Origin of the sequence: Labrenzia sp. OB1, from assembly GCF_001624695.1 — a bacterium.
Taxonomy (GTDB): domain Bacteria; phylum Pseudomonadota; class Alphaproteobacteria; order Rhizobiales; family Stappiaceae; genus Roseibium.
Window position 1 is genome coordinate 179,224 of record NZ_JSEP01000006.1, and the last position, 18,350, is coordinate 197,573.

The window sequence follows — 18,350 nt, forward strand, 5'->3', positions numbered from 1 at the left end:
AATGAAGACCCAAGCCATGACCCCGGACCTCAAGGCCATATTCGCCCGCCCGATCGCGCATCGCGGCTATCACGATGCGGACAACGGCATCATAGAGAACACCCCTGCCGCCATCGCTGCCGCGGTGGAGAAGGATTTCGCCATCGAGGTGGATGTTCAGGAGACCGCCGACGGCGAGGCGCTGGTGTTCCACGATTACACGCTCGACCGGCTGACGGAAGGTACGGGCAAGGTCATCGATCAGACCTCGCGCGATCTGGTTCAGATCCACATGAAGACCGGATCGAATAGTCTGTGGTTGCTGCGGGACCTGTTCGACCTTGTCGACGGCAGGGTTCCGCTGGTCATCGAGATCAAGTCTCTCCTGCGCCGGGATGCCCAGGGGGCCTTCGTGCGCCGGGTGACCGATCAGGTCGCGGCTTACAAAGGACCGGCGGCGATCAAGACCTTCGATCCGGACATGCTGTCCATCGCCCGGGGCCACAACCCGTCGGTCCTGCGCGGCATTGTGGCGGACGGGGCCGAACCCGGCCCCACATACGGCCTTCATGGCCGCATGGACCGGTTCATCCTGCGCCATATCCTGCACGCGCCGCGCACGCGGCCGCATTTCATCTCCTACGGCATCAAGGACCTGCCCAAGACCGGACCCAGCCTGCTGCGCTCTCTGTGGAAACTTCCGATCATGTGCTGGACGGTGCGCACCCGCGAGCAGCGCGAGAAAGCGGCCGAATATGCCGACCAGATCGTTTTCGAAGGCTTCGATCCGGACATAAAATTCACGATTTGACCCAAGACGCGCCCGCGCCTCTTGCGCTGCAAAATGGCGGCGCTACATTTCGGTCATGGTTTCAAATCATGGTTCTTTCTGACGCATGACCTCATCCCCCTCCAAGGACGGCAAGGCTCCGGCGCCGGCAGGCGCGGAACAGACCGTGACCCTGCGCATCCTATCGTCGCTGAAGGATGTCTCCCGCGAGGCGTGGGATAGCGTCGCCAATCCCGGCTGGCGGATGACGGATGGCGGTGTCCTGCAAAAAGACGACGCTCAATGTGCCGGCATGGACGATCTCGCAGCCGTTCTGGCTGACGATGCAGGGCCGTTGCCGGAAGAGACCGCCTTCAACCCGTTTCTGTCGCATGCGTTCCTGGAGGCTCTGGAAGCTTCGGGATGCGCCACGGCGGAAACCGGCTGGCTTCCCCGGCACATGCTTCTGGAAGACGATGCCGGTGCGGTTTTGGGCGCCCTGCCCGCCTATCTGAAGGGCCACTCGCAGGGGGAATATGTCTTCGACCACGGCTGGGCAGAGGCGTTTCACCGGGCGGGCGGCGCATATTACCCTAAACTGCAGGTCTCCGTGCCCTTTACCCCCGCCACGGGCAGACGGTTCCTGACCGGACCCGGCGTCAACAGGGAAGCCGGAATGCAGGCGCTGGCGGCCGGGCTGGTTCAGGTCTGCCAGCGGACCGGCGCGTCCTCCGTCCACGCTACCTTCCTGACCAGAGGGGAATGGGACCATCTCGGCGAACTCGGTTACCTGCAGCGCACCGACCAGCAGTTTCACTGGGAAAACAACGGCTACGACAATTTCGAAGACTTCCTGGCGGATCTCGCCTCGCGCAAGCGCAAGGCCATTCGCAAGGAACGCCGCGAGGCGCTGAGCGCCGAGGGCCTGGAGGTGGAATGGGCCACCGGCTCCGACCTGACCGAGGCCCATTGGGATGCGTTCTACTCCTTCTACCTGGATACAGGCAGCCGCAAGTGGGGCCGGCCCTATCTCAACCGCGAATTCTTTTCGCTGATCAACGAACGGCTGGCCGACCGCACGCTTCTGGTGCTGGCCAAACGCGACGGTCGATATGTGGCCGGCGCGCTCAATTTCATCGGTTCCGACACGCTGTTCGGCCGCAACTGGGGCTGCACGGAACACCATCCGTTCCTGCATTTCGAGCTCTGCTACTATCAGGCCATCGATTTCGCCATCGCCCAGGGCCTGAAACGCGTTGAGGCCGGGGCGCAGGGCGCGCACAAGCTGGCGCGCGGCTACCTGCCTGCCACGACCTATTCCGCCCACTGGATCGCCCATGAGGGCCTGCATGACGCGATCGCCGATTTCCTGGAACACGAGCGCGCGGCGGTAGAGCACGAAAATGCCGCGCTCGCCGAGCATGCCCCTTTCAGGAAAGACGGCTGAACGCCGGCAGCTCCAGCCACATTTCGTATTGCCGCAGTGTCTCCTCGGCGCCGAACCTGTCCAGGAACCTATTCAAACCTGCGGCCTCTTCGTCGACATTCACGAAGACCAGTTGATCCGCCCCGGTCCGCTCGCGCAATTCCCGCAAAAGTGCCTGTCCGATGCCGCGCCTGCGGTGAGCCTTGTGAACGGCGATCTGGGCGACCGCGCCATCCTTGTAGGCGGCGCCCCAGCCCAGCAGCTCCCCGCCTTCCCGCACGCCCGTCAGATGGACATCCGGGCTCAGGCCGAGGAGCGCCGTGCGGGCATTCTGCGGCGTCGGCCGTGTTTCGAAGTAGTCGTCCTCGTCCGCAGGCAGCGCGTCAAGCCGCAGCCCCTCGGCAATCCACCGGCCCGGCTCCGCCGCCTCCAGGTTTTCTTTCGTCAGATTGCAGACACGCAGGGTGCGCTGGCGGAGGAATCCGAATTCTTCATAAGCGTTGACGGCCCTGTCGTTGGTGGTGATCACTTCCAGTTGCAGGCCGCTCGCCTGCCCTGCCTGCCCTGCTTGCCTTGCCTGCTGGGCCTTGATCACAGCCTGCAGCAAGCGGCGAGACAACCCGCGGCGGCGGTGTTCCGGTTCGGTTCCGACTGACAGCGTATAGGCCCTGTTGCCGAAATTCGGGTCCGCCTGTCCGGAAAACCAGAAGGCGGCGATCTTTCCCTCATGCAGGGCAACAAAGGAATGCCGACCGGAGAACCCGCGCTGGCGCTGAAAATCGACGAACTTCGCCTCGGTCATCCGCAAGGGTGTCACATAGTCGGAGAACGCCTCGTTCATCGCGTCGGCGAGTTCCTGAGGACCATGGGCCCGGCAATCCGTAATCCGATAGTTCATTCCAGGACGTCTTCAGTTCCGGTTTCCAGTCAAGTCAGCCTATACTGGCCACAGGTTTTCCAGTCATCAACCCTGCCTGGCGCCTCGCCCTTCCGGAAACTGCAAATCCATCGCATTTGCCTGCTCATTGCGGGATCCGCCCCCTGCAATCCAATCCGAGGCATCTTCAAAGATCAGATTTGGACCGGGGGCAAAGGGGGCAGCATGGATGCCATGCCATAGCCATTGCAGGACGGAGACAGAATGTCTTTCACGCATGACGCTCGCGCGCGGCAATGCTCCTTGCCGGGCCCGTTCCACAAAGACGACCTTTTCAAATCCGCTCGAAGCTCTCCGCAACGTCATACATGACCGGTTCGAAGCTCTTGCACAGCCCGCTGATGCGGCGGTTGCGCGCGCGCATTTCCGATGACCTCAACATCGCCAGAAAATCCTCCCGCCGCCGCCACTGCGAATAGTTGGCGATGCGCGTCTGCGCGTCGTTGACATGAAGCCCCGCACCGATAAACCCCGGCTGATGGCGGATGAAATTCTCGTAGGCGTCCTTCAACTCGTCCAGAAGGTCGAAACAGGTCCCCGGCGTCATTTCGAAGGTGGTGATGACGGTCTGGCAATCCCGGTCACTGGATATCTCAGGCATGGCTCTCCTCCTCCCCGGAAGGCTGGCACGTTTTGCGGGGGTGGGCAATATGCGGATTATTGAAGAGAGAAGCAGGTGGAAGCGCATATCGCGCTGCGCACAATCAAGACAGTGCCGCTTCCGGCCCAAAGTGCCAGTTGCTGCACAATATCGGATTGTCCGAGTCTAAAGCTTGACTGTATAAACGATATGCAAGGTCTTACACTGACCTTGTCGTCCTTGCAACTGACCAACAACTCGGCCCTTCTTGAGTCTTTTGCTGAACAGGCACGCCCCTTGGAGTATCAAAAAAACGCGCCGTTTGGACCTTTAGTCACATTCTGTTAAGGTAGAGCCATAAATTTGAAACAACCCAAGATTTAACATGGCAATTCGACTTAGCATTCGTTCATTAGAACAAAGTAGCCCGTCCGTTGAGGTCCTGCGCGCAGCTTATGCAAACTTCAAATCCATTACGGATGAGCGCGGGTTTGACTGGTTTGCCGCGACCCATGGTGCGCCGACGCCGATTTGGTGCCCGCACGGCTCGCCCCTCTTTCTACCTTGGCATCGCGCGTTCCTGTATTACTTCGAGCTGGCCCTGCAAACCCGGCTGGGTCCGCGCTTTACCGAGGTGGCTCCGGCTCGGCCCGAATTTGCCGATGTCGGCTTGCCTTGGTGGGATTGGGCGTCGGACCATTCACACACTGTTGGACTGCCTCAAAGCTATGCGGTGGCACAAGTTGGCGGAGAGCCCAATCCGATGGCCAGCTCCGAGATTGGTCATTCCAGCTCGCAGCTCGTGTCGGGTGTGTGGTCAGACCTATTGGTCAACATAGTCCGCACCAATCCGCAGCTTGCGGGACTGATCACAGATACGGACCCGCCGATGACGCTTCGGGACCCGGACGATCCGGACGAACTCCCGCGTCAGAGCACAATCCGCAACGTGTTGATGAACATGGGTACATTCACCGACTTCACAACAAGCGTTGAACAGATGCATGACGACGTACATGTCTGGGTCGGCGGGGCGATGTCATCGGTACCGACCTCGGCCTATGACCCGATCTTTTGGTCCCATCACTGCATGATCGACCGCTTGTGGCATATCTGGCAGAACAGCTCGAACGCGATGAACCCTCCCCCTGACTTGATGGACACGGTCTTGGCACCTTTTCCGCTGACAGTAGCCCAGGTTTTGGACATTGATCGCATGGGCTATGAATACGCCGTGGCGGCTGTGGCATAGGTATTGGGCAATGATTGGATACGATAACACAATTTCTGAGAAGTCCTCTCCGGCAAAGGGGGTTGAGCATATCTCCATGAAGTTCGATCTCGATATCGAAGACTGGGAGACGATCACCCGGGCCGATCTTGTCTTTGAGGATCTGTCGACGATTGGCTCAAGCTATGCGTTGCGGGTCTTCTTCAACAACAAAAAAGCCACTGCCAAGACAAAGCGGACAGCCAAGAATGGCTATGCCGGGCGGCTGACTATCTTTGGGCATGGAGATTGCCTGGGGTCCGAGGGGCATTGTTCCTCAGCAAGCAAGATGGATGTGCGTTTGGACGCGCCCGCGATGCCTGTACTGCAGCACCCAACAGCGCCGATGAAGCGGATTCTGACCGTGACCCCGGCCTTGGACCGCGTGATGCGCCGCTATTCCAAGGGCTTGCATACAGTGACCCTGGTCACTGTTCTGCAGGCGCCGCTACGCAAGAAACGCAAGCCGATGTCCGGCCTGCTAAAGTGCCGCCGCGTGTCGCTGCGCACATACAGTTAGACAAATCAGAATATGCGCTTCGGCGTGGGCTCATATGATCTGCTGAACGACAGCAGCCATTGGAGCAAACGCAGCGAAAGACGGCTCGCGACCTACGCAGCAGCCCCACCACGCCAGACCAATTCCCTTACCCCCTCCCGACAAACGGCATCTTCGTTGCCATGACCGTCAGGCTCAGCACGTTGGCGTCCAGCGGCAGGCTGGCCATGTAGACTACGGCCTGGGCGATGTGGGCCGGGTCGATGGTGGGTTCGCTCATCATTTCGCCGTTGGCCTGCAGGACGCCGCCGCTCATGCGGGCGGTCATGTCGCTGGCGGCGTTGCCGATGTCGATCTGGCCGCAGGCGATGTCGAACGGGCGGCCGTCGAGGGCGGCGGATTTGGTCAGGCCGGTGACGGCGTGTTTGGTGGAGGTGTAGGGGGCGGAATTCGGGCGTGGCGCCGTTGCCGAAATGGAGCCGTTGTTGATGATCCTGCCGCCGCGCGGTTCCTGCGCCTTCATCAGGCGGAAGGCCTCCTGGGTACACAGGAAGACGCCGGTCAGATTGGCGGCGACGACCCGGTTCCATTCCTCGAAGCTGATATCCTCCAGCGGAACGGAGGAATTGGAAATGCCGGCGTTGTTGACCACCAGGTCGATGCGGCCGAATCTTTCGCGGATATCGTCAAAAAGCGCGCGCACGGAGGCGGAATCGCCGACATCGGCGGCGCTCCAGGTCACTTCGCCGCCGGTTTCCGCCGAGAGTTCAGCGGCAGTCTTTTCAAGCACGTCCTTGCGGCGGCCGGAAATCACCACGCGCCAGCCTTCCTTGCTCAGGTCCTTCGCCATGGCCCGGCCGATGCCGGTACCGCCGCCGGTCACAAGGGCGATCCTGCCTTTCACGTCGAAACCGTTCTGTGTCATGCGTGCGTGCCTCCCAGCTCGTCTTCAAGATGTATTCGAATGATGTCGTCAAAGCATGTTTCGGCCTGAAAGCCCAGTTCGCTTGCCCGCCGGGCATCGAAATCGGTCGGCCATCCGGCAACGATCCTGGCGATGCCCGCATCCGGCTCGCGGCGGATGAGACGCACGGCCTTTTCACCGGCGACGCGGCGCAGCGCCTCGATCTGTTCGCCGACCGTTGCCGAAAGACCCGGCATGGACAGGCTGCGGCGCGGCCCAATCAACGCGGTGTCGATGCGGGCTGCATGGGTGAAGAAACCGATTGCGGCGCGCGGGCTGGCATACCAGTGGCGCACGTCTTCCCCGACCGGCAGAATGGCCTCCTTGCCGGAGAGCGGTTCGCGCAGGATGTTGGAAAAGAACCCGGAGGCCGCCTTGTTCGGCGTGCCTGGCCGCACGCAGATGGTCGGAAGGCGCAGGCCGATGCCGTCGAAAATGCCCTTGCGGGTATAGTCGGCAAGGAGGAGTTCGGTGATCGCCTTCTGGGTGCCGTAGCTCGTCAGCGGCGCCAACAGGAACTCGTCGCCGATCTTGTCCGGAAACGGCTGGCCGAAGACGGCAATCGACGAGGCGAAGATGACGCGCGGGAGATAAGGCGTGCGTGCGCCCTCAAGACGGATGGCCTCGAAAAGCATCCGGCTGCCGTCCAGATTGACCGCATAGCCCTTGCCGAAATCTGCCTCCGCCTCCCCTGAGACGACGGCGGCGAGATGAAAGATCACGTCCGGCCGTCCTTCTATCAGCTTTTCCGGCTCCCCCGGCACTGCAAGATCCAGAGTGAGCGCCGTGGTGATGGCCTGAAGGGACGGCGGTACATGCGGCGCGAACGCATCGGCAAGCGTCAGACGGCTGACCTCGAAGCCGAAGACGGACGGATCCGCCGCCAGCTTCTCCACCAGCTTGCGGCCCACCATCCCGGCGGCGCCAATCACGAGCACATGCATTTTCACCCCTCCCCTCATGCCTGTCGATTTTCAGATCATGGTTTTTCCGCACCCAATCAGACGCAGAAGAATTTTCCGGCATTGCGCTACGGTGCATTTTCGGAAATGTAAAACAGGAGCTGCACAATCAGGTCATGGAAATGGAAATGCAACACCACGAAGGTCTGTTCTCACCCTTGACACTGCCCTGCGGCGTCATCCTGAAAAACCGGATCGCAAAGTCGGCGATGTCGGATTCCCTGGGGGATGGAACCGGCCACCCGACGGCGGAACAGGTCCGGCTGTATCGGCGCTGGGCCGAAGGCGGGACGGCGCTTGCCATCATCGGTGAGGTGCAGGGATCTGCCGGCCACGCCGAGAAACCCGGAAATCTGGTGCTCGACGCTGCGTCAGATCTGGAGCATTTCAAAGAGCTGGCCCGACAGGGCAGCGAGAACGGGACACAGCTCTGGCTGCAGCTCGGCCATGCCGGGGCGCTTGCCTACGCACCGACCAGCGCCCCCAGGGGGCCGAGTGCCCTCGATCTGCAGGGGCTGTGCTGTGCTCAGATGACAGCGGACGAGATCCGGCACTTTCCACAGGAGATCGCGCGGACGACCAGACTGGCGCGGCAGGCCGGTTTTGGCGGTGTGCAGATCCACGCGGCACACGGGTTTCTGCTCAGCCAGTTCCTGTCGCCGCTGTTCAACCGGCGGAGCGATGCCTATGGCGGACCGGTCGCCAACCGCATGCGGCTGCTGCTGGAGGCAATTGAGGCCGCGCGCGCTGCCGCCGGGCCGGAGTTTCCGATCGGCGTGAAACTCAATTCCTCGGACCAGTTGGAAGGCGGGCTGAATGAGGACGAGGCGCTGGAAGTGGTGGCAGCGCTGGAGAACACCTCGGTCGATCTGATCGACATCAGTGGCGGAACTTATTTCCCCGGCGCGAAAGCCGCCTCCGACGGAGCCGGACGCGGCCCCTATTTTATCGAATTCGCAAAGCGTGCCCGCACTGTCACATCAAAGCCGCTGATGTTGACCGGCGGGTTCAAGACGCGCGCCCAGGCCGAGGACGCAGTGAGCGAAGGCGCGACCGATGTCGTCGGTCTGGCGCGCGCGCTCGCCCTTGTGCCTTCCCTCGCCGAGCATTGGAAAGCCGGTCAGATGCCAGAGCCGGAGTTTCCCAGATTTTCCGGAGCCCCGGAAGGCGGCATTACCGCGTGGTACACGATGCGGCTGACCGGCATCGGCTCGGGTGTGGAAACGACGGCCGGATCGGATCTTGGAGAGGCCATCCGGACCTATGAGGCACGCGACCGGGTGCGAACGGACATCTGGTTGCGCCACTTCGGCGGCATTGCCAGGCAAGATGCGTGAGAAAGATACCGGAGCTGCCACCATCCCGGACGGAAAGAAACCTATCGTTGCCTTAGTCACCCTTATGCGCAAGATCATTGTCATCCAAAACGCGAGGCTCAGGGACGATCTCGCAACACAGAGTTGATGACAAAATCAGGCTGCAGACAGTCTGATTCTCTTGCTTTTTCCATTGCTTTACCGGGAGCACAGTTCTTAAACTCGGCAAACCTTTCAGGCGCCATCAGGAACGCTCAATGACTTCCAATTCCTACTACGCCCCGAGCGGCGGGCATCCGCCGCAAACCCAGCTTTTGACCGACCGCGCGGTCTTCACCGAGGCCTATGCGGTGATCCCCAAGGGCACGATGCGCGACATCGTCACCAGCTTTCTGCCGTTCTGGGACAAGACCCGGCTCTGGGTGCTGTCGCGGCCGCTGTCCGGCTTCGCCGAAACCTTCTCGCAGTACATCATGGAAGTTCAGCCCGGCGGCGGCAGCACAAAGCCGGAAACAGACGCGCGGGCGCAAGGTGTTCTGTTTGTCGTGGAAGGCAGCATGAGTGTCGTCATCGAGGGCAATCTTCATCTTCTGGAAGAAGGCGGCTACGCCTATCTGCCTGCCGGCTGCAACTGGACCCTGAAGAACGAAAGCAGCGCGGAAGTGCGGTTTCACTGGGTCCGCAAGGCCTATGAGGCGGTCGACGGCCTTGAAAGGCCTGAGGCTTTTGTGCGGAACGAAAAGGACGTCGCGCCCAACCCGATGCCGGGAACGGACGGCAAATGGGCGACGACGCGGTTCGTCGAACCGCATGACCTGCGCCACGACATGCATGTCAACATTGTCACGCTGGAACCGGGCGCCGTCATTCCGTTTGCCGAGACCCATGTGATGGAGCATGGCCTCTACGTGCTGGAGGGCAAGGCCGTCTACCGCCTGAACCAGGACTGGGTGGAGGTGGAGGCTGGTGACTACATGTGGCTGCGCGCCTTCTGTCCTCAAGCCTGCTATGCGGGCGGCCCCGGCAGGTTCCGTTATCTGCTCTACAAGGACGTCAACCGCCACATGAAGCTCTTGTGACCCCATGACGCGCAGAATTGTGACCGAGCCACTGACACGCGACGCCTTCGCACCGTTCGGCGATGTGATCGACACCAGCGGCGCGCCGACCAAGATCATCAACCAGGGCAAATGCGGCCGCTACCACGATCTGGCGGCGCTCGACATGACCGGCAAGAACGCTCGCGCGGGCATCAGCCTGTTCCTGTCGGAAAAACGCTCCCTGCCCTACCTTCTGGAACTGGTCGAACGGCACCCGCTCGGCAGCCAGGCCTTTTTGCCGATGACGCAGGCTGCCTTCCTGGTGATTGTCTGCCCGGACGACAACGGCAAACCGGGCCTGCCAAGGGCCTTCATCACCCAGCCGGGCCAGGGCATCAATTTTTTCCGCAACACCTGGCACGGCGTGCTGACTCCGTTGAGCGACCCGGGTCTCTTTTCGGTCGTCGACCGGATCGGTGACGGCGACAATCTGGAGGAGTTCCGGTTCGAGGACCCCTATGAGGTAGTGCGGGAGAGTTGACAGATTGAGTCCGGATTTTCGGGTAAGTCACTGTTTTAAAATATTAGACCAAATAACTTCCCATCCGGCTCAGCCCGCTTCTGCCTGATCATACAGGACGTGGGAGCGTGTTTCAGGCATGGCCGCTTGCGTCCATCTCCCCCACAAGGGGGAGACGGGTGTGTGCCGAGCAGACAACGAGACGCCGCAGCTTCCAAAGGAAGCCGTCATTCAGCCGGTGCTGGCAGTCCCGCAGGCGCGGGGCTGCCGGTGTCTGCCGATGCCCCGGTCTTCTTTGGCGGGCGGACCCGGAAGAACAGGGCGTAGAGCACCGGCGCCGCGATCAGGGTCAGGACGGTGGCGAAGGCCAGGCCTCCCATGATCGTGACCGCCATGCCGCGGAAGAATGCGTCTGAAATCAGCGGCGCCATGCCCAGAATTGTCGTGACTGCCGCCAACATGACCGGACGCATACGCGAAACGCTCGCGTCGACAATTGCCTTGTATTTCTCCGTGCCTTCCTCGATCAGAAGATCGATCTCTTCCAGCAGCACGATCGCGTTCTTGATCAGCATTCCCGACAGCGACAGCATTCCAAGGAGCGACATGAAGCCGAAGGCCGTGTCGGTTGCCAAGAGCGCGATGGCAACGCCATTGATAGACATGGGCACCATCAGCCAGATGATCAGCGGCTGACGAACGGACCCGAAGAGAAGGATCGAGATGATCAGCATGACCAGAAAGCCGAGCGGCAACTGGGCTCCGAGCGAGGCTTGAGCGTCGTTGGTGCTTTCATACTCCCCGCCCCATTCGAGATGGTACCCTTCCGGCAACTCGATCGCCTCGATTTGCGGCCGAACACGCGCCAGAGCCGAGGTCGCGGTTTCCCCGCCGGTTGGCTCCGCAGCGACGGTGAGTGTCCTGACCCGATCGCGGCGATGGATCATCGTGTCCTGTGGTTCCATCATGAACTTCGCGACGATCTGATCCACTGGCACGTAGACACGCTGTGTCGTGCTGTAGACAAGGGAATCCGCAATGCTCTCGTTGACGGACATCTCTTCCTGGTCACCTTTTCGCGCCAGGATCGGGATACTCTCGTCATTATCCCGATAGAAACCTACCTGAACGCCTTCCGTTGCAAACTGCAGGGCGATCGAGAGTTCATCCCGGGTCACACCCGAAATACGAGCGCGATCTTCGTCGAAAACAGACCGGACAATCAACTCACGCTGACGCCAGTCCGTGTTGATATCAGCCAGTCTGTTTTCCGGATCGAGGAAAATCGATTTTGCTTCATCGCCCAGTTCGCGCAGCACATTGGCGTCCGGACCGGAGAAGCGTGCTTCCAGTTTAGGGCCGCCTCCCGGACCGAATACAAGGCGTTTGGTTATGACCTGGGCGTCTGGAAACTTCTCTCCGAAATCACGGCGGAGTTCGACTGCCAACTCATCGATAACGTCCTGGCTTGTGGTCCGAATTATCATGTGGCCGTAAGACGGATTTGCATCTTCGGGCGCATAAGTCAGCATGAAACGCGTTGCTCCGCCGCCGGCAAAACTGGTCACCGTATCGACTCGTTCGTCTTGCAGGAGATCTTTCTCCATTTCTTTCAGATCCGCGGCCACGGAACGGATATCCGTTCCCTGCGGCTTCCAGTAGTGGACGTAAAAAATGGGAGTGTTGCTATCGGGAAAGAATGCCTGTTTGGCATTGCCGAAGGCAACTATGCAGGCCGCCGTAATGCCTATGAGAGCAACAACTGTCAGAAGCCGCGCATGGAGCGTCCCGACCAGGAAACCGCGATAAATTGCATATAGAATCCCCTTGTAAGGATCGTGGTCGTCCTGTGCATTCTCATTGGTGCGGAAGAAATACTTCCCAAACAGCGGCGTAACGGTCACTGCGAACACCCAGGACAGCAACAGCGATATGCCGATGACGGCGAACAGCGAAAACAGGAACTCCCCCGTCGCATCCGGTGAAAGCCCGATCCCCGAGAAAGCCATGATGCCGATGACAGTTGCGCCCAGCAGCGGCCACATGGTTTGCCTGACGACCTTGCTCGCCGCTTCGATCGCTTTCATGCCGCGCTGCATGTTGATCATCATGCCTTCGGCGACCACGATGGCATTGTCCACCAGCATACCCATGGCAATGATCAATGCCCCGAGGGAAATACGCTCCATCTCGATCCCGAAAAGGCGCATGAAAAGGACAGTCGCCATGACTGTGAGCAGAAGCACCGCCCCAACCACCAGCGCGGCCCGCCACCCCATGAAAATAGCGAGAACGGCAATCACGATCAAAACAGAGGCGACAAGATTCAGAATGAACCCGTTGACGGACTCATCGACGACAATGTTCTGCTCGTAGATCGGATGAAGTTCCATCCCGACCGGCAATCGGCTCTCGATTTCCGAAAGTTTTTCGATAACAAGCTCACCCACATCAACGATGTTCGTGCCTTCGATCTGGGAAACTCCGATGGTCACAGCCCGGTGACCGTCGTGACGGATCAACCTATCCGGCCGCTCCGGCTCGCCAAGTGTCAGCGTTGCGATGTCGGAGAGGCGGATCATTGCGGTCGAGCCTGGTCGACCAACCACAAGGTCCTGAATTCCGCTGTAATTTTCGAAGGCCGAGGCCGTCATCAGACGGATCCGCTTGTCTCCGGAAATTGCAGAGCCATTTGTTTGAATCGCATTCTCAGCATCAAGGACACCGGTGATATCGGTCATGGATATTCCAAGCCCGACCATCTTGTCGTTGTCGATATCCAGGTAAATGACGTCGTCCGGTTCGCCGGCAACCTCCACCTTGCCGACACCTTCGACGGTCAGGAGTTCGCGGCGTATCCTTTTGACAGCCTGGCGAATGTCCCAATTTGTATAACCGTCAGCGGTGAAAGCATAAAAGAGCCCATAGACATCGCCAAAATCATCGTACACCAGCGGCGTCTGGACACCCGATGGAAGATCCCTCACCTCGTCGGTGACCTTCCGTCTGAGCTCATCCCAGACCTGAGGCAATTCGGTGCCGTCATAGGTCGATTTTATCTCGACGCCGATCCGCGAGAGGCCCGGCTCTGAGACCGATGTGATCTTTTTGAGCTGAGGCATTTGCTGAATGGCCGTTTCAAGCCGCTCAGTAACTTCATTCTCGACTTCCTCTGCGGTCGCTCCCGGATACGCGGTAATGACCTGGGCTTCCTTGATGGTGAAAGACGGGTCTTCCAGCCTCCCAACCGTACTCAGTCCCCAGAGCCCGCCAAGCAGAGCCATCAGGACAATCATCCAGGTGTTAACAGGTTTCTGGATCGAATAGCGCGCAATATCCACGTGGCGTGAACCTTGTTTCTTGAAGGGCAGGACTCAATTCAGGCTTCGGACGGTCTGGCCGTCGCTCAGATAGGCAACGCCCGCAGAGACGATTTTATCGCCAGCGTCCAGGCCGGACATAACCGGTATGTAATCACCAAGGATCGTGCCGACTTCGACGGGGTTCCTGGATACCTGACTGTCCGTTTCATCGTACTTCCAGACAAAAGCATCGCCTTCGCCATTGATCGCAATGGAGCTGGTCGGCACAAGAAACTGATCACCGAGCGCAAAACCTTCCGGCAGAAACTTAACTCGCACAGACGCCGTCATTCCGGGGAAAAGCTGTTCCTGCCCTTCCCGGGACATGCCAAGTGTAATCCGGTAGGTCTGGGTGACTTCATCGACTTGCGATGAATGCTCACGATATTCCAGCGGGAAGACCTTGTCTCCATAGGCCGGGAAGGTAGCTTCCATCGAGACGACCTGCTCTTCGCGAACCCTTCCGAACAGAGCCTCTGCGACGTTGATATCCACCTGAACTTCGGAAATGTCCTGGACCTTGACGATGGGTGCCCCAACGCTCACCGTCGTGAAATTCTCGGCAAGCCGGACCGACACCAGACCTTCGAATGGTGCTGTCAGCGTAGTGTATTCCAGATTCCGTCTGGCTTCTGCCAGGGCTTCTATGGCCAGATCGTGTTCGTCTTTCTGTTCATCGTAGGAAGCCTGCGAAATCACATTCCGCTGAACGAGAGTCTCAAGACGGGCGAGTTCCCGTTTTGCCTGCTCCTCGTTGATACGGGCCTCGCGAAGGGCGCGCTCGTAGTCTGTGGGATCCAGTTTGGCGATCAGATCGCCTTTCTGGACCCGCTGACTTTCGCGCACCGGCAGTTCGAGCAGTTTTCCGGAGACCTGAAAGGACAGATCAACCGTCTGGACGGCCGCCACGCGGCCGGCAAAGCGGCGCTCCAGCAGTCCGACCTCGTCCGTGACTGTGAAAATCTTCGCCGGCCGCGGTGCTGCGTGCAACTGCGCCTCGGCCTGTGCCACCGGATCGATAACATCGTCCTGGCAGGCCGACAGAAATCCGGCGGCGAGCAGGAGCGCCACAAGGCGGACGATGGAGGTTTTGCGAATTGCGGTCATCTCGTGATCAATCCTGATTCTTGTTTCTCTGCAGGCACATGCGAAGCTCCTTGAAGACTTCCAGCCGCTCTTGCTCAGAGAAAATCGTTACACAATGGGCCTCGGAGAAATGCAGGCCCTCCAGACTGGCCCAAATGGCGCAAGCCTTGCCGAATTCGGTTGTTTCTTCCGCAATCGCCGCTTTCAACCGCTTCTTGACTTCTATGAAGGGCTTGCTGAGCTCTGGCCGGTCAACCTTCGTTGCAAGCATGGCCTGCGCGACGTCCCTATGCGTGCGCAGCCAGACCTCGGTCACGTCGATCATGGCGCTGAGTGTCGGACATTGCGACGTAAGATGATTTTCACGCGCGCTGGCGACCTCGCCTTCGAACTGTCCGGCGAGATATTCGACCATTCCGGTGATCAGCGCGTCCTTTGTCGGAAAATTATAGAGGACGCCGCCCTTGGAAAAGCCGCTTTCCTCGGCAACCGCATCGATCGTCAGGCTCGGCGCACCGGATCGCTTGACGACCTCCAGGGCGGCCTTGAGTATTTCCGACTTCGAATCCTGCGATTTTTTTACGTTCCGCACAGCCATATCTATACCGTCCAGTCAGTACACATCCGCGATGGATATAAACCGTCCAGCCGGTACAGACTAGTAGCATTTATTGCAATGCAGCAGATTTTCCCGCGCATGGCTTGTTCAGCCGGCCGGAGGAAAAAATTCACAGTTGGAGAAAGCTCCGCCTGGCGGAGGGATCAGGCCGCGGCGCCCTTCATTGCGGATTCCGACGCTGCTTTTGCCGCCGCAGCAGCTTCCGCCGCCTTCCGCTCGCGCTCAAGCGCTTCGCTTTCCGTACGTTGGGCGAATTCGATGAATTCGCCGGCAGGCATCGGAACGGCAAAGAAATATCCCTGCGCGGCGGTCACGCCAAGCTCAAGGAGCCGTTCGATCTGCTCTTCCATCTCGACACCTTCGGCAATGATGCCCATGCCCAGATTATCTGCCAGTTCGACCATGGAATCGACGATTGTCGTGGAGTTGTCGTCGGAACTGATTGTGTCGATGAACATCTTGTCGATCTTGATGATGTCGACGCCGAGTTTCTGCAGATACGCCATACCGCCGTGGCCGGTTCCCACGTCGTCGAGCGCCACGCGAACCCCAAGCGCCTGAAGTTCGGCAATGATCTTGCGGGCGAATTCCATGTCCTCCAGCGGATGGCGTTCCGTCACCTCAACGACGATCTGCTGAAAGGAGATGTCGGATTTTTCGAAAATGGTCTTGATATCGGTCACGATCTGGCGGTCGAGGAAGTGCCCCGCAAAGAGATTTATCGACAGTTTGAGGTCAGGATTATCGCCGTAAAGCGTTCCCACCTCCTCCGTGGCGACACGCATTATATGACGGGTCATGTCGAAGATATGGCCGTTGTTCTCCGCATAGGCCATGAACTGACCGGGTGAGACAATCGTTCCGTTCGGCCGCTTCCAGCGCATCAGCACCTCGCAACCGCGCATGCGGTGGCTCTCGATGTCCATGACGGGCTGATAATAGGGAACGAACTCGCCATTGCGGATAGCCGCGATGAACTCGTCGTTCGCCTCGCTCTCTGGCCGCCAGGAGAACCACACCCCGATGGCGACAAACAGGATGGCAATTCCCACGCAAGCAGCTGCGGCCAGCACCTTGAGGTCCTGAACGGCCTGCCTTGCCGATGAAGCCGGTGCTGTGATCGTAGCCACGAGCGGATAAAGCTCGGAGGTGACCTCCACATTCAGCATTTCTCCCGGATCGGAGCCAATGGAATTATAGCCGCCAACATTGTACCAGAGCAGATTGTCTCCGAGACGAAGCTCCGTTCGCCGGTAGGAACGCAGATACTCCGGCCCCGGGTCCATGGCGATCACCGCGGGCGTAACTTCCGCGAACAGGCGAGACTGGTTTTTCAGGTCCCAGCTGATCACGGCGGCATGGGCGCCGAGGAAGCTGCGCTCAAGCATGCCGATACCCACCAGCGGACCATCCACACGCAGCGGCGGAAGAATGACCTGTCCGGCCAGTTCGCGATCAGGAATGATGCACATGCGCTGACCGGAAGCATCGGCAAGGCCGATGGCGTCAATCATGCCGTGCTCGACGATCTGCTTTTCGAAAATCACCCGGTCTTCGGCGCTGCAGGTCTGAACATTGTCCCTGTCGAGCCGCTGCAACAGCGACACGGTTGTGCTGATGGCCTCTTCCGCCCGGTGGATCGAAACGTTGCCCATGGCCTTCATTTCGGTGACCGCGCGCCGCTCCGCGTATTGGTTCAGGATTATGTTGATTGCAAACAGGGGCGTGGTCGCCAGCACAAGGGCAACCATGACCGTCTTTGCGAAGCCAACATAGCGGAGGGACAAAACGCGTGCCTGTAAAGTGAACAATCTCTTTCCGAGCATCGCCGATCTGGGTAAACAAGGACTGAATATGCTGGTGTTTCATCCAGATCAAAGCCGCCTCCCGCGCATTCCGATTAGGATTGCGGCGGTGTAAAAAACATCACGACGACGCGAACTCATCAACGAGGATGAACGCGGGTTGATCCAGGGAGACCTCCATGCAGGCATTGTTTATCGGCCAGGCCTATATCGACGTAACCTTTCTGACCGACCGTCTCCCGACTGGCGATGAGAAGACGATTGCCCAGGACTATGCCATCAGCTTTGGCGGAAACGCGGTAACAGCGGCCTTCTGCTGCGCCAAACTCGGTGGCAAACCGGAACTTCTGTGTTCGCTGGCGGACGACTGGCTGGCGCGCATGTTCCTGGACATGGCGGCGACCTACGGCATCTCCGTCCATGGGCGCAAAGTGCGGGAATCCTCCCTGTCCTTCATCATGCCGAAGGAAGGCAAGCGGGCGATCGTACGTTGCCGTGACAATGACTTTCTGCATCCCTTCCCGCCACTGACGATCGCCGGCATGAAAGCACTTCATCTTGACGGGCACATGCCGGACGCCGCGCAGCACTACGCGGAAACCTGCAGAAACCTTGGTATCCTGACATCGCTGGACGGCGGCGCGGTCCGCGAGAACACGGACGAACTGTTGAACCATATCGACATCGCGGTGGTCTCCGAGCGCTTCTGTCAGCAACTCGGCAAATCGACGGGGGAAACGCTGAGCTACCTGCGTTCGAAGAACTGTCCTGTCGGTGCCGTGACACTCGGTGAACACGGCATGGTCTGGTACGAAGCCGGCGGACCGGACAAGGTCATGCCCGCGCTTTCGGTCCCCGCTGACAGGGTGGTGGATTCCAATGGTGCGGGCGACGTTTTCCATGGGGCCTATATCGCGTCTTACCTGCACTGGCCGGAGAACAGCTGGGACAGGCATTTCAGGTTTGCCCGCGGAGCCTCCTCCCATGCAATTCAGTATCTCGGCAATGAAGCGAGCTTGCCAGACATGCAAGATGTCGAGCGGGCCAATGCCACATTCGGTGAAAAGGCAGCTGTGTGACCAAAGGCTACCGGTGGGAAGACCTGCCCCTTCCGTCTCCGGCTTTCGTCTTGCTCCGCACTGGAACTTGGGCCATACCCACATAGATTATGCAGGGTTGCCCGACACGGCGTGTCCCATCCGTATTCTGGAGATTT

16 protein-coding genes are annotated in these 18,350 nt (G+C 59.5%); 8 read left to right on the top strand and 8 right to left on the bottom strand.

The genetic code is table 11. The features are described 5' to 3' along the window. Nucleotides 1–16: 16 nt before the first annotated feature. On the top strand, nt 17–790 hold the full coding sequence (locus tag OA90_RS10300; protein ID WP_068410303.1) for a glycerophosphodiester phosphodiesterase family protein: 774 nt from the start codon (nt 17–19) through the stop codon (nt 788–790). An 85-nt stretch (nt 791–875) separates the two neighbouring features. Beyond that, nucleotides 876–2,195 (top strand): GNAT family N-acetyltransferase, encoded by a 1,320-nt coding sequence (locus tag OA90_RS10305; protein ID WP_068410307.1) that lies wholly within the window; start codon nt 876–878, stop codon nt 2,193–2,195. Here OA90_RS10305 and OA90_RS10310 read toward each other — a convergent pair. Beyond that, a complete protein-coding gene (locus OA90_RS10310; RefSeq protein ID WP_068410310.1) occupies nt 2,179–3,072 on the bottom strand; it encodes a GNAT family N-acetyltransferase in 894 nt (297 codons plus the stop codon). The two genes, OA90_RS10305 and OA90_RS10310, sit on opposite strands and share 17 nt — an antisense overlap. A gap of 313 nt (nt 3,073–3,385) precedes the next feature. Beyond that, the gene (locus OA90_RS10315; RefSeq protein WP_068410313.1) at nt 3,386–3,712 is read right to left on the bottom strand and encodes an antibiotic biosynthesis monooxygenase; all 327 of its coding nucleotides are present in this window, start codon (nt 3,710–3,712) and stop codon (nt 3,386–3,388) included. Between the two features lie 364 nt (nt 3,713–4,076). Between OA90_RS10315 and OA90_RS27980 the strand changes: the two genes are divergently transcribed. Continuing rightward, on the top strand, nt 4,077–4,943 hold the full coding sequence (locus tag OA90_RS27980; protein ID WP_082836960.1) for a tyrosinase family protein: 867 nt from the start codon (nt 4,077–4,079) through the stop codon (nt 4,941–4,943). A gap of 76 nt (nt 4,944–5,019) precedes the next feature. After that, nucleotides 5,020–5,481 (top strand): hypothetical protein, encoded by a 462-nt coding sequence (locus OA90_RS10325; protein WP_068410318.1) that lies wholly within the window; start codon nt 5,020–5,022, stop codon nt 5,479–5,481. A 127-nt stretch (nt 5,482–5,608) separates the two neighbouring features. Here the strand turns inward: OA90_RS10325 and OA90_RS10330 are convergent, their stop codons facing one another. Next, nucleotides 5,609–6,385, bottom strand: coding sequence for an SDR family oxidoreductase (locus tag OA90_RS10330; protein ID WP_068410322.1), 777 nt, complete (start codon nt 6,383–6,385; stop codon nt 5,609–5,611). Further along, on the bottom strand, nt 6,382–7,368 hold the full coding sequence (gene denD / locus OA90_RS10335) for a D-erythronate dehydrogenase (protein WP_068410326.1): 987 nt from the start codon (nt 7,366–7,368) through the stop codon (nt 6,382–6,384). The genes OA90_RS10330 and denD overlap by 4 nt, the downstream gene beginning before the upstream one ends. A gap of 146 nt (nt 7,369–7,514) precedes the next feature. Here denD and OA90_RS10340 point away from each other — a divergent pair, with 146 nt between their 5' ends. The 3 genes from OA90_RS10340 to OA90_RS10350 all read left to right on the top strand — a co-directional run bounded on the left by OA90_RS10340 (nt 7,515) and on the right by OA90_RS10350 (nt 10,283). After that, nucleotides 7,515–8,723: an NADH:flavin oxidoreductase/NADH oxidase family protein gene (locus tag OA90_RS10340; RefSeq protein ID WP_068410700.1), complete on the top strand. Its 1,209-nt coding sequence runs from the start codon at nt 7,515–7,517 to the stop codon at nt 8,721–8,723. Nucleotides 8,724–8,959: 236 nt separating this feature from the next. Continuing rightward, nucleotides 8,960–9,781, top strand: a complete 822-nt coding sequence (locus OA90_RS10345; protein WP_068410329.1) for a bifunctional allantoicase/(S)-ureidoglycine aminohydrolase — start codon at nt 8,960–8,962, stop codon at nt 9,779–9,781. A 4-nt stretch (nt 9,782–9,785) separates the two neighbouring features. After that, nucleotides 9,786–10,283, top strand: coding sequence for an ureidoglycolate lyase (locus OA90_RS10350; RefSeq protein WP_068410332.1), 498 nt, complete (start codon nt 9,786–9,788; stop codon nt 10,281–10,283). Between the two features lie 206 nt (nt 10,284–10,489). Here OA90_RS10350 and OA90_RS10355 read toward each other — a convergent pair whose 3' ends face one another. The 4 genes from OA90_RS10355 to OA90_RS10370 form a co-directional block, all read right to left on the bottom strand. Then, nucleotides 10,490–13,603: an efflux RND transporter permease subunit gene (locus tag OA90_RS10355; RefSeq protein WP_068410336.1), complete on the bottom strand. Its 3,114-nt coding sequence runs from the start codon at nt 13,601–13,603 to the stop codon at nt 10,490–10,492. Nucleotides 13,604–13,636: 33 nt separating this feature from the next. Continuing rightward, nucleotides 13,637–14,731, bottom strand: a complete 1,095-nt coding sequence (locus tag OA90_RS10360; protein ID WP_068410339.1) for an efflux RND transporter periplasmic adaptor subunit — start codon at nt 14,729–14,731, stop codon at nt 13,637–13,639. A 7-nt stretch (nt 14,732–14,738) separates the two neighbouring features. Further along, nucleotides 14,739–15,308 (bottom strand): TetR/AcrR family transcriptional regulator, encoded by a 570-nt coding sequence (locus tag OA90_RS10365; protein WP_068410342.1) that lies wholly within the window; start codon nt 15,306–15,308, stop codon nt 14,739–14,741. A gap of 164 nt (nt 15,309–15,472) precedes the next feature. Further along, entirely contained in the window at nt 15,473–17,080 is a 1,608-nt protein-coding gene (locus OA90_RS10370) for an EAL domain-containing protein (RefSeq protein ID WP_208986071.1), read from the bottom strand. Between the two features lie 233 nt (nt 17,081–17,313). On the opposite strand from OA90_RS10370, the gene OA90_RS10375 reads away from it, so the two are divergent. Further along, entirely contained in the window at nt 17,314–18,213 is a 900-nt protein-coding gene (locus OA90_RS10375; RefSeq protein WP_068410349.1) for a sugar kinase, read from the top strand. Nucleotides 18,214–18,350: the final 137 nt, after the last annotated feature.

Coding starts and splice junctions, on each gene's coding strand:
- OA90_RS10300 (WP_068410303.1), top strand. CDS start 17: ATGACCCCGGACCTCAAGGCCATATTCGCCCGCCCGATCGCGCATCGC.
- OA90_RS10305 (WP_068410307.1), top strand. CDS start 876: ATGACCTCATCCCCCTCCAAGGACGGCAAGGCTCCGGCGCCGGCAGGC.
- OA90_RS10310 (WP_068410310.1), bottom strand. CDS start 3,072: ATGAACTATCGGATTACGGATTGCCGGGCCCATGGTCCTCAGGAACTC.
- OA90_RS10315 (WP_068410313.1), bottom strand. CDS start 3,712: ATGCCTGAGATATCCAGTGACCGGGATTGCCAGACCGTCATCACCACC.
- OA90_RS27980 (WP_082836960.1), top strand. CDS start 4,077: ATGGCAATTCGACTTAGCATTCGTTCATTAGAACAAAGTAGCCCGTCC.
- OA90_RS10325 (WP_068410318.1), top strand. CDS start 5,020: ATGAAGTTCGATCTCGATATCGAAGACTGGGAGACGATCACCCGGGCC.
- OA90_RS10330 (WP_068410322.1), bottom strand. CDS start 6,385: ATGACACAGAACGGTTTCGACGTGAAAGGCAGGATCGCCCTTGTGACC.
- denD (WP_068410326.1), bottom strand. CDS start 7,368: ATGCATGTGCTCGTGATTGGCGCCGCCGGGATGGTGGGCCGCAAGCTG.
- OA90_RS10340 (WP_068410700.1), top strand. CDS start 7,515: ATGCAACACCACGAAGGTCTGTTCTCACCCTTGACACTGCCCTGCGGC.
- OA90_RS10345 (WP_068410329.1), top strand. CDS start 8,960: ATGACTTCCAATTCCTACTACGCCCCGAGCGGCGGGCATCCGCCGCAA.
- OA90_RS10350 (WP_068410332.1), top strand. CDS start 9,786: ATGACGCGCAGAATTGTGACCGAGCCACTGACACGCGACGCCTTCGCA.
- OA90_RS10360 (WP_068410339.1), bottom strand. CDS start 14,731: ATGACCGCAATTCGCAAAACCTCCATCGTCCGCCTTGTGGCGCTCCTG.
- OA90_RS10365 (WP_068410342.1), bottom strand. CDS start 15,308: ATGGCTGTGCGGAACGTAAAAAAATCGCAGGATTCGAAGTCGGAAATA.
- OA90_RS10370 (WP_208986071.1), bottom strand. CDS start 17,080: ATGGTTGCCCTTGTGCTGGCGACCACGCCCCTGTTTGCAATCAACATA.
- OA90_RS10375 (WP_068410349.1), top strand. CDS start 17,314: ATGCAGGCATTGTTTATCGGCCAGGCCTATATCGACGTAACCTTTCTG.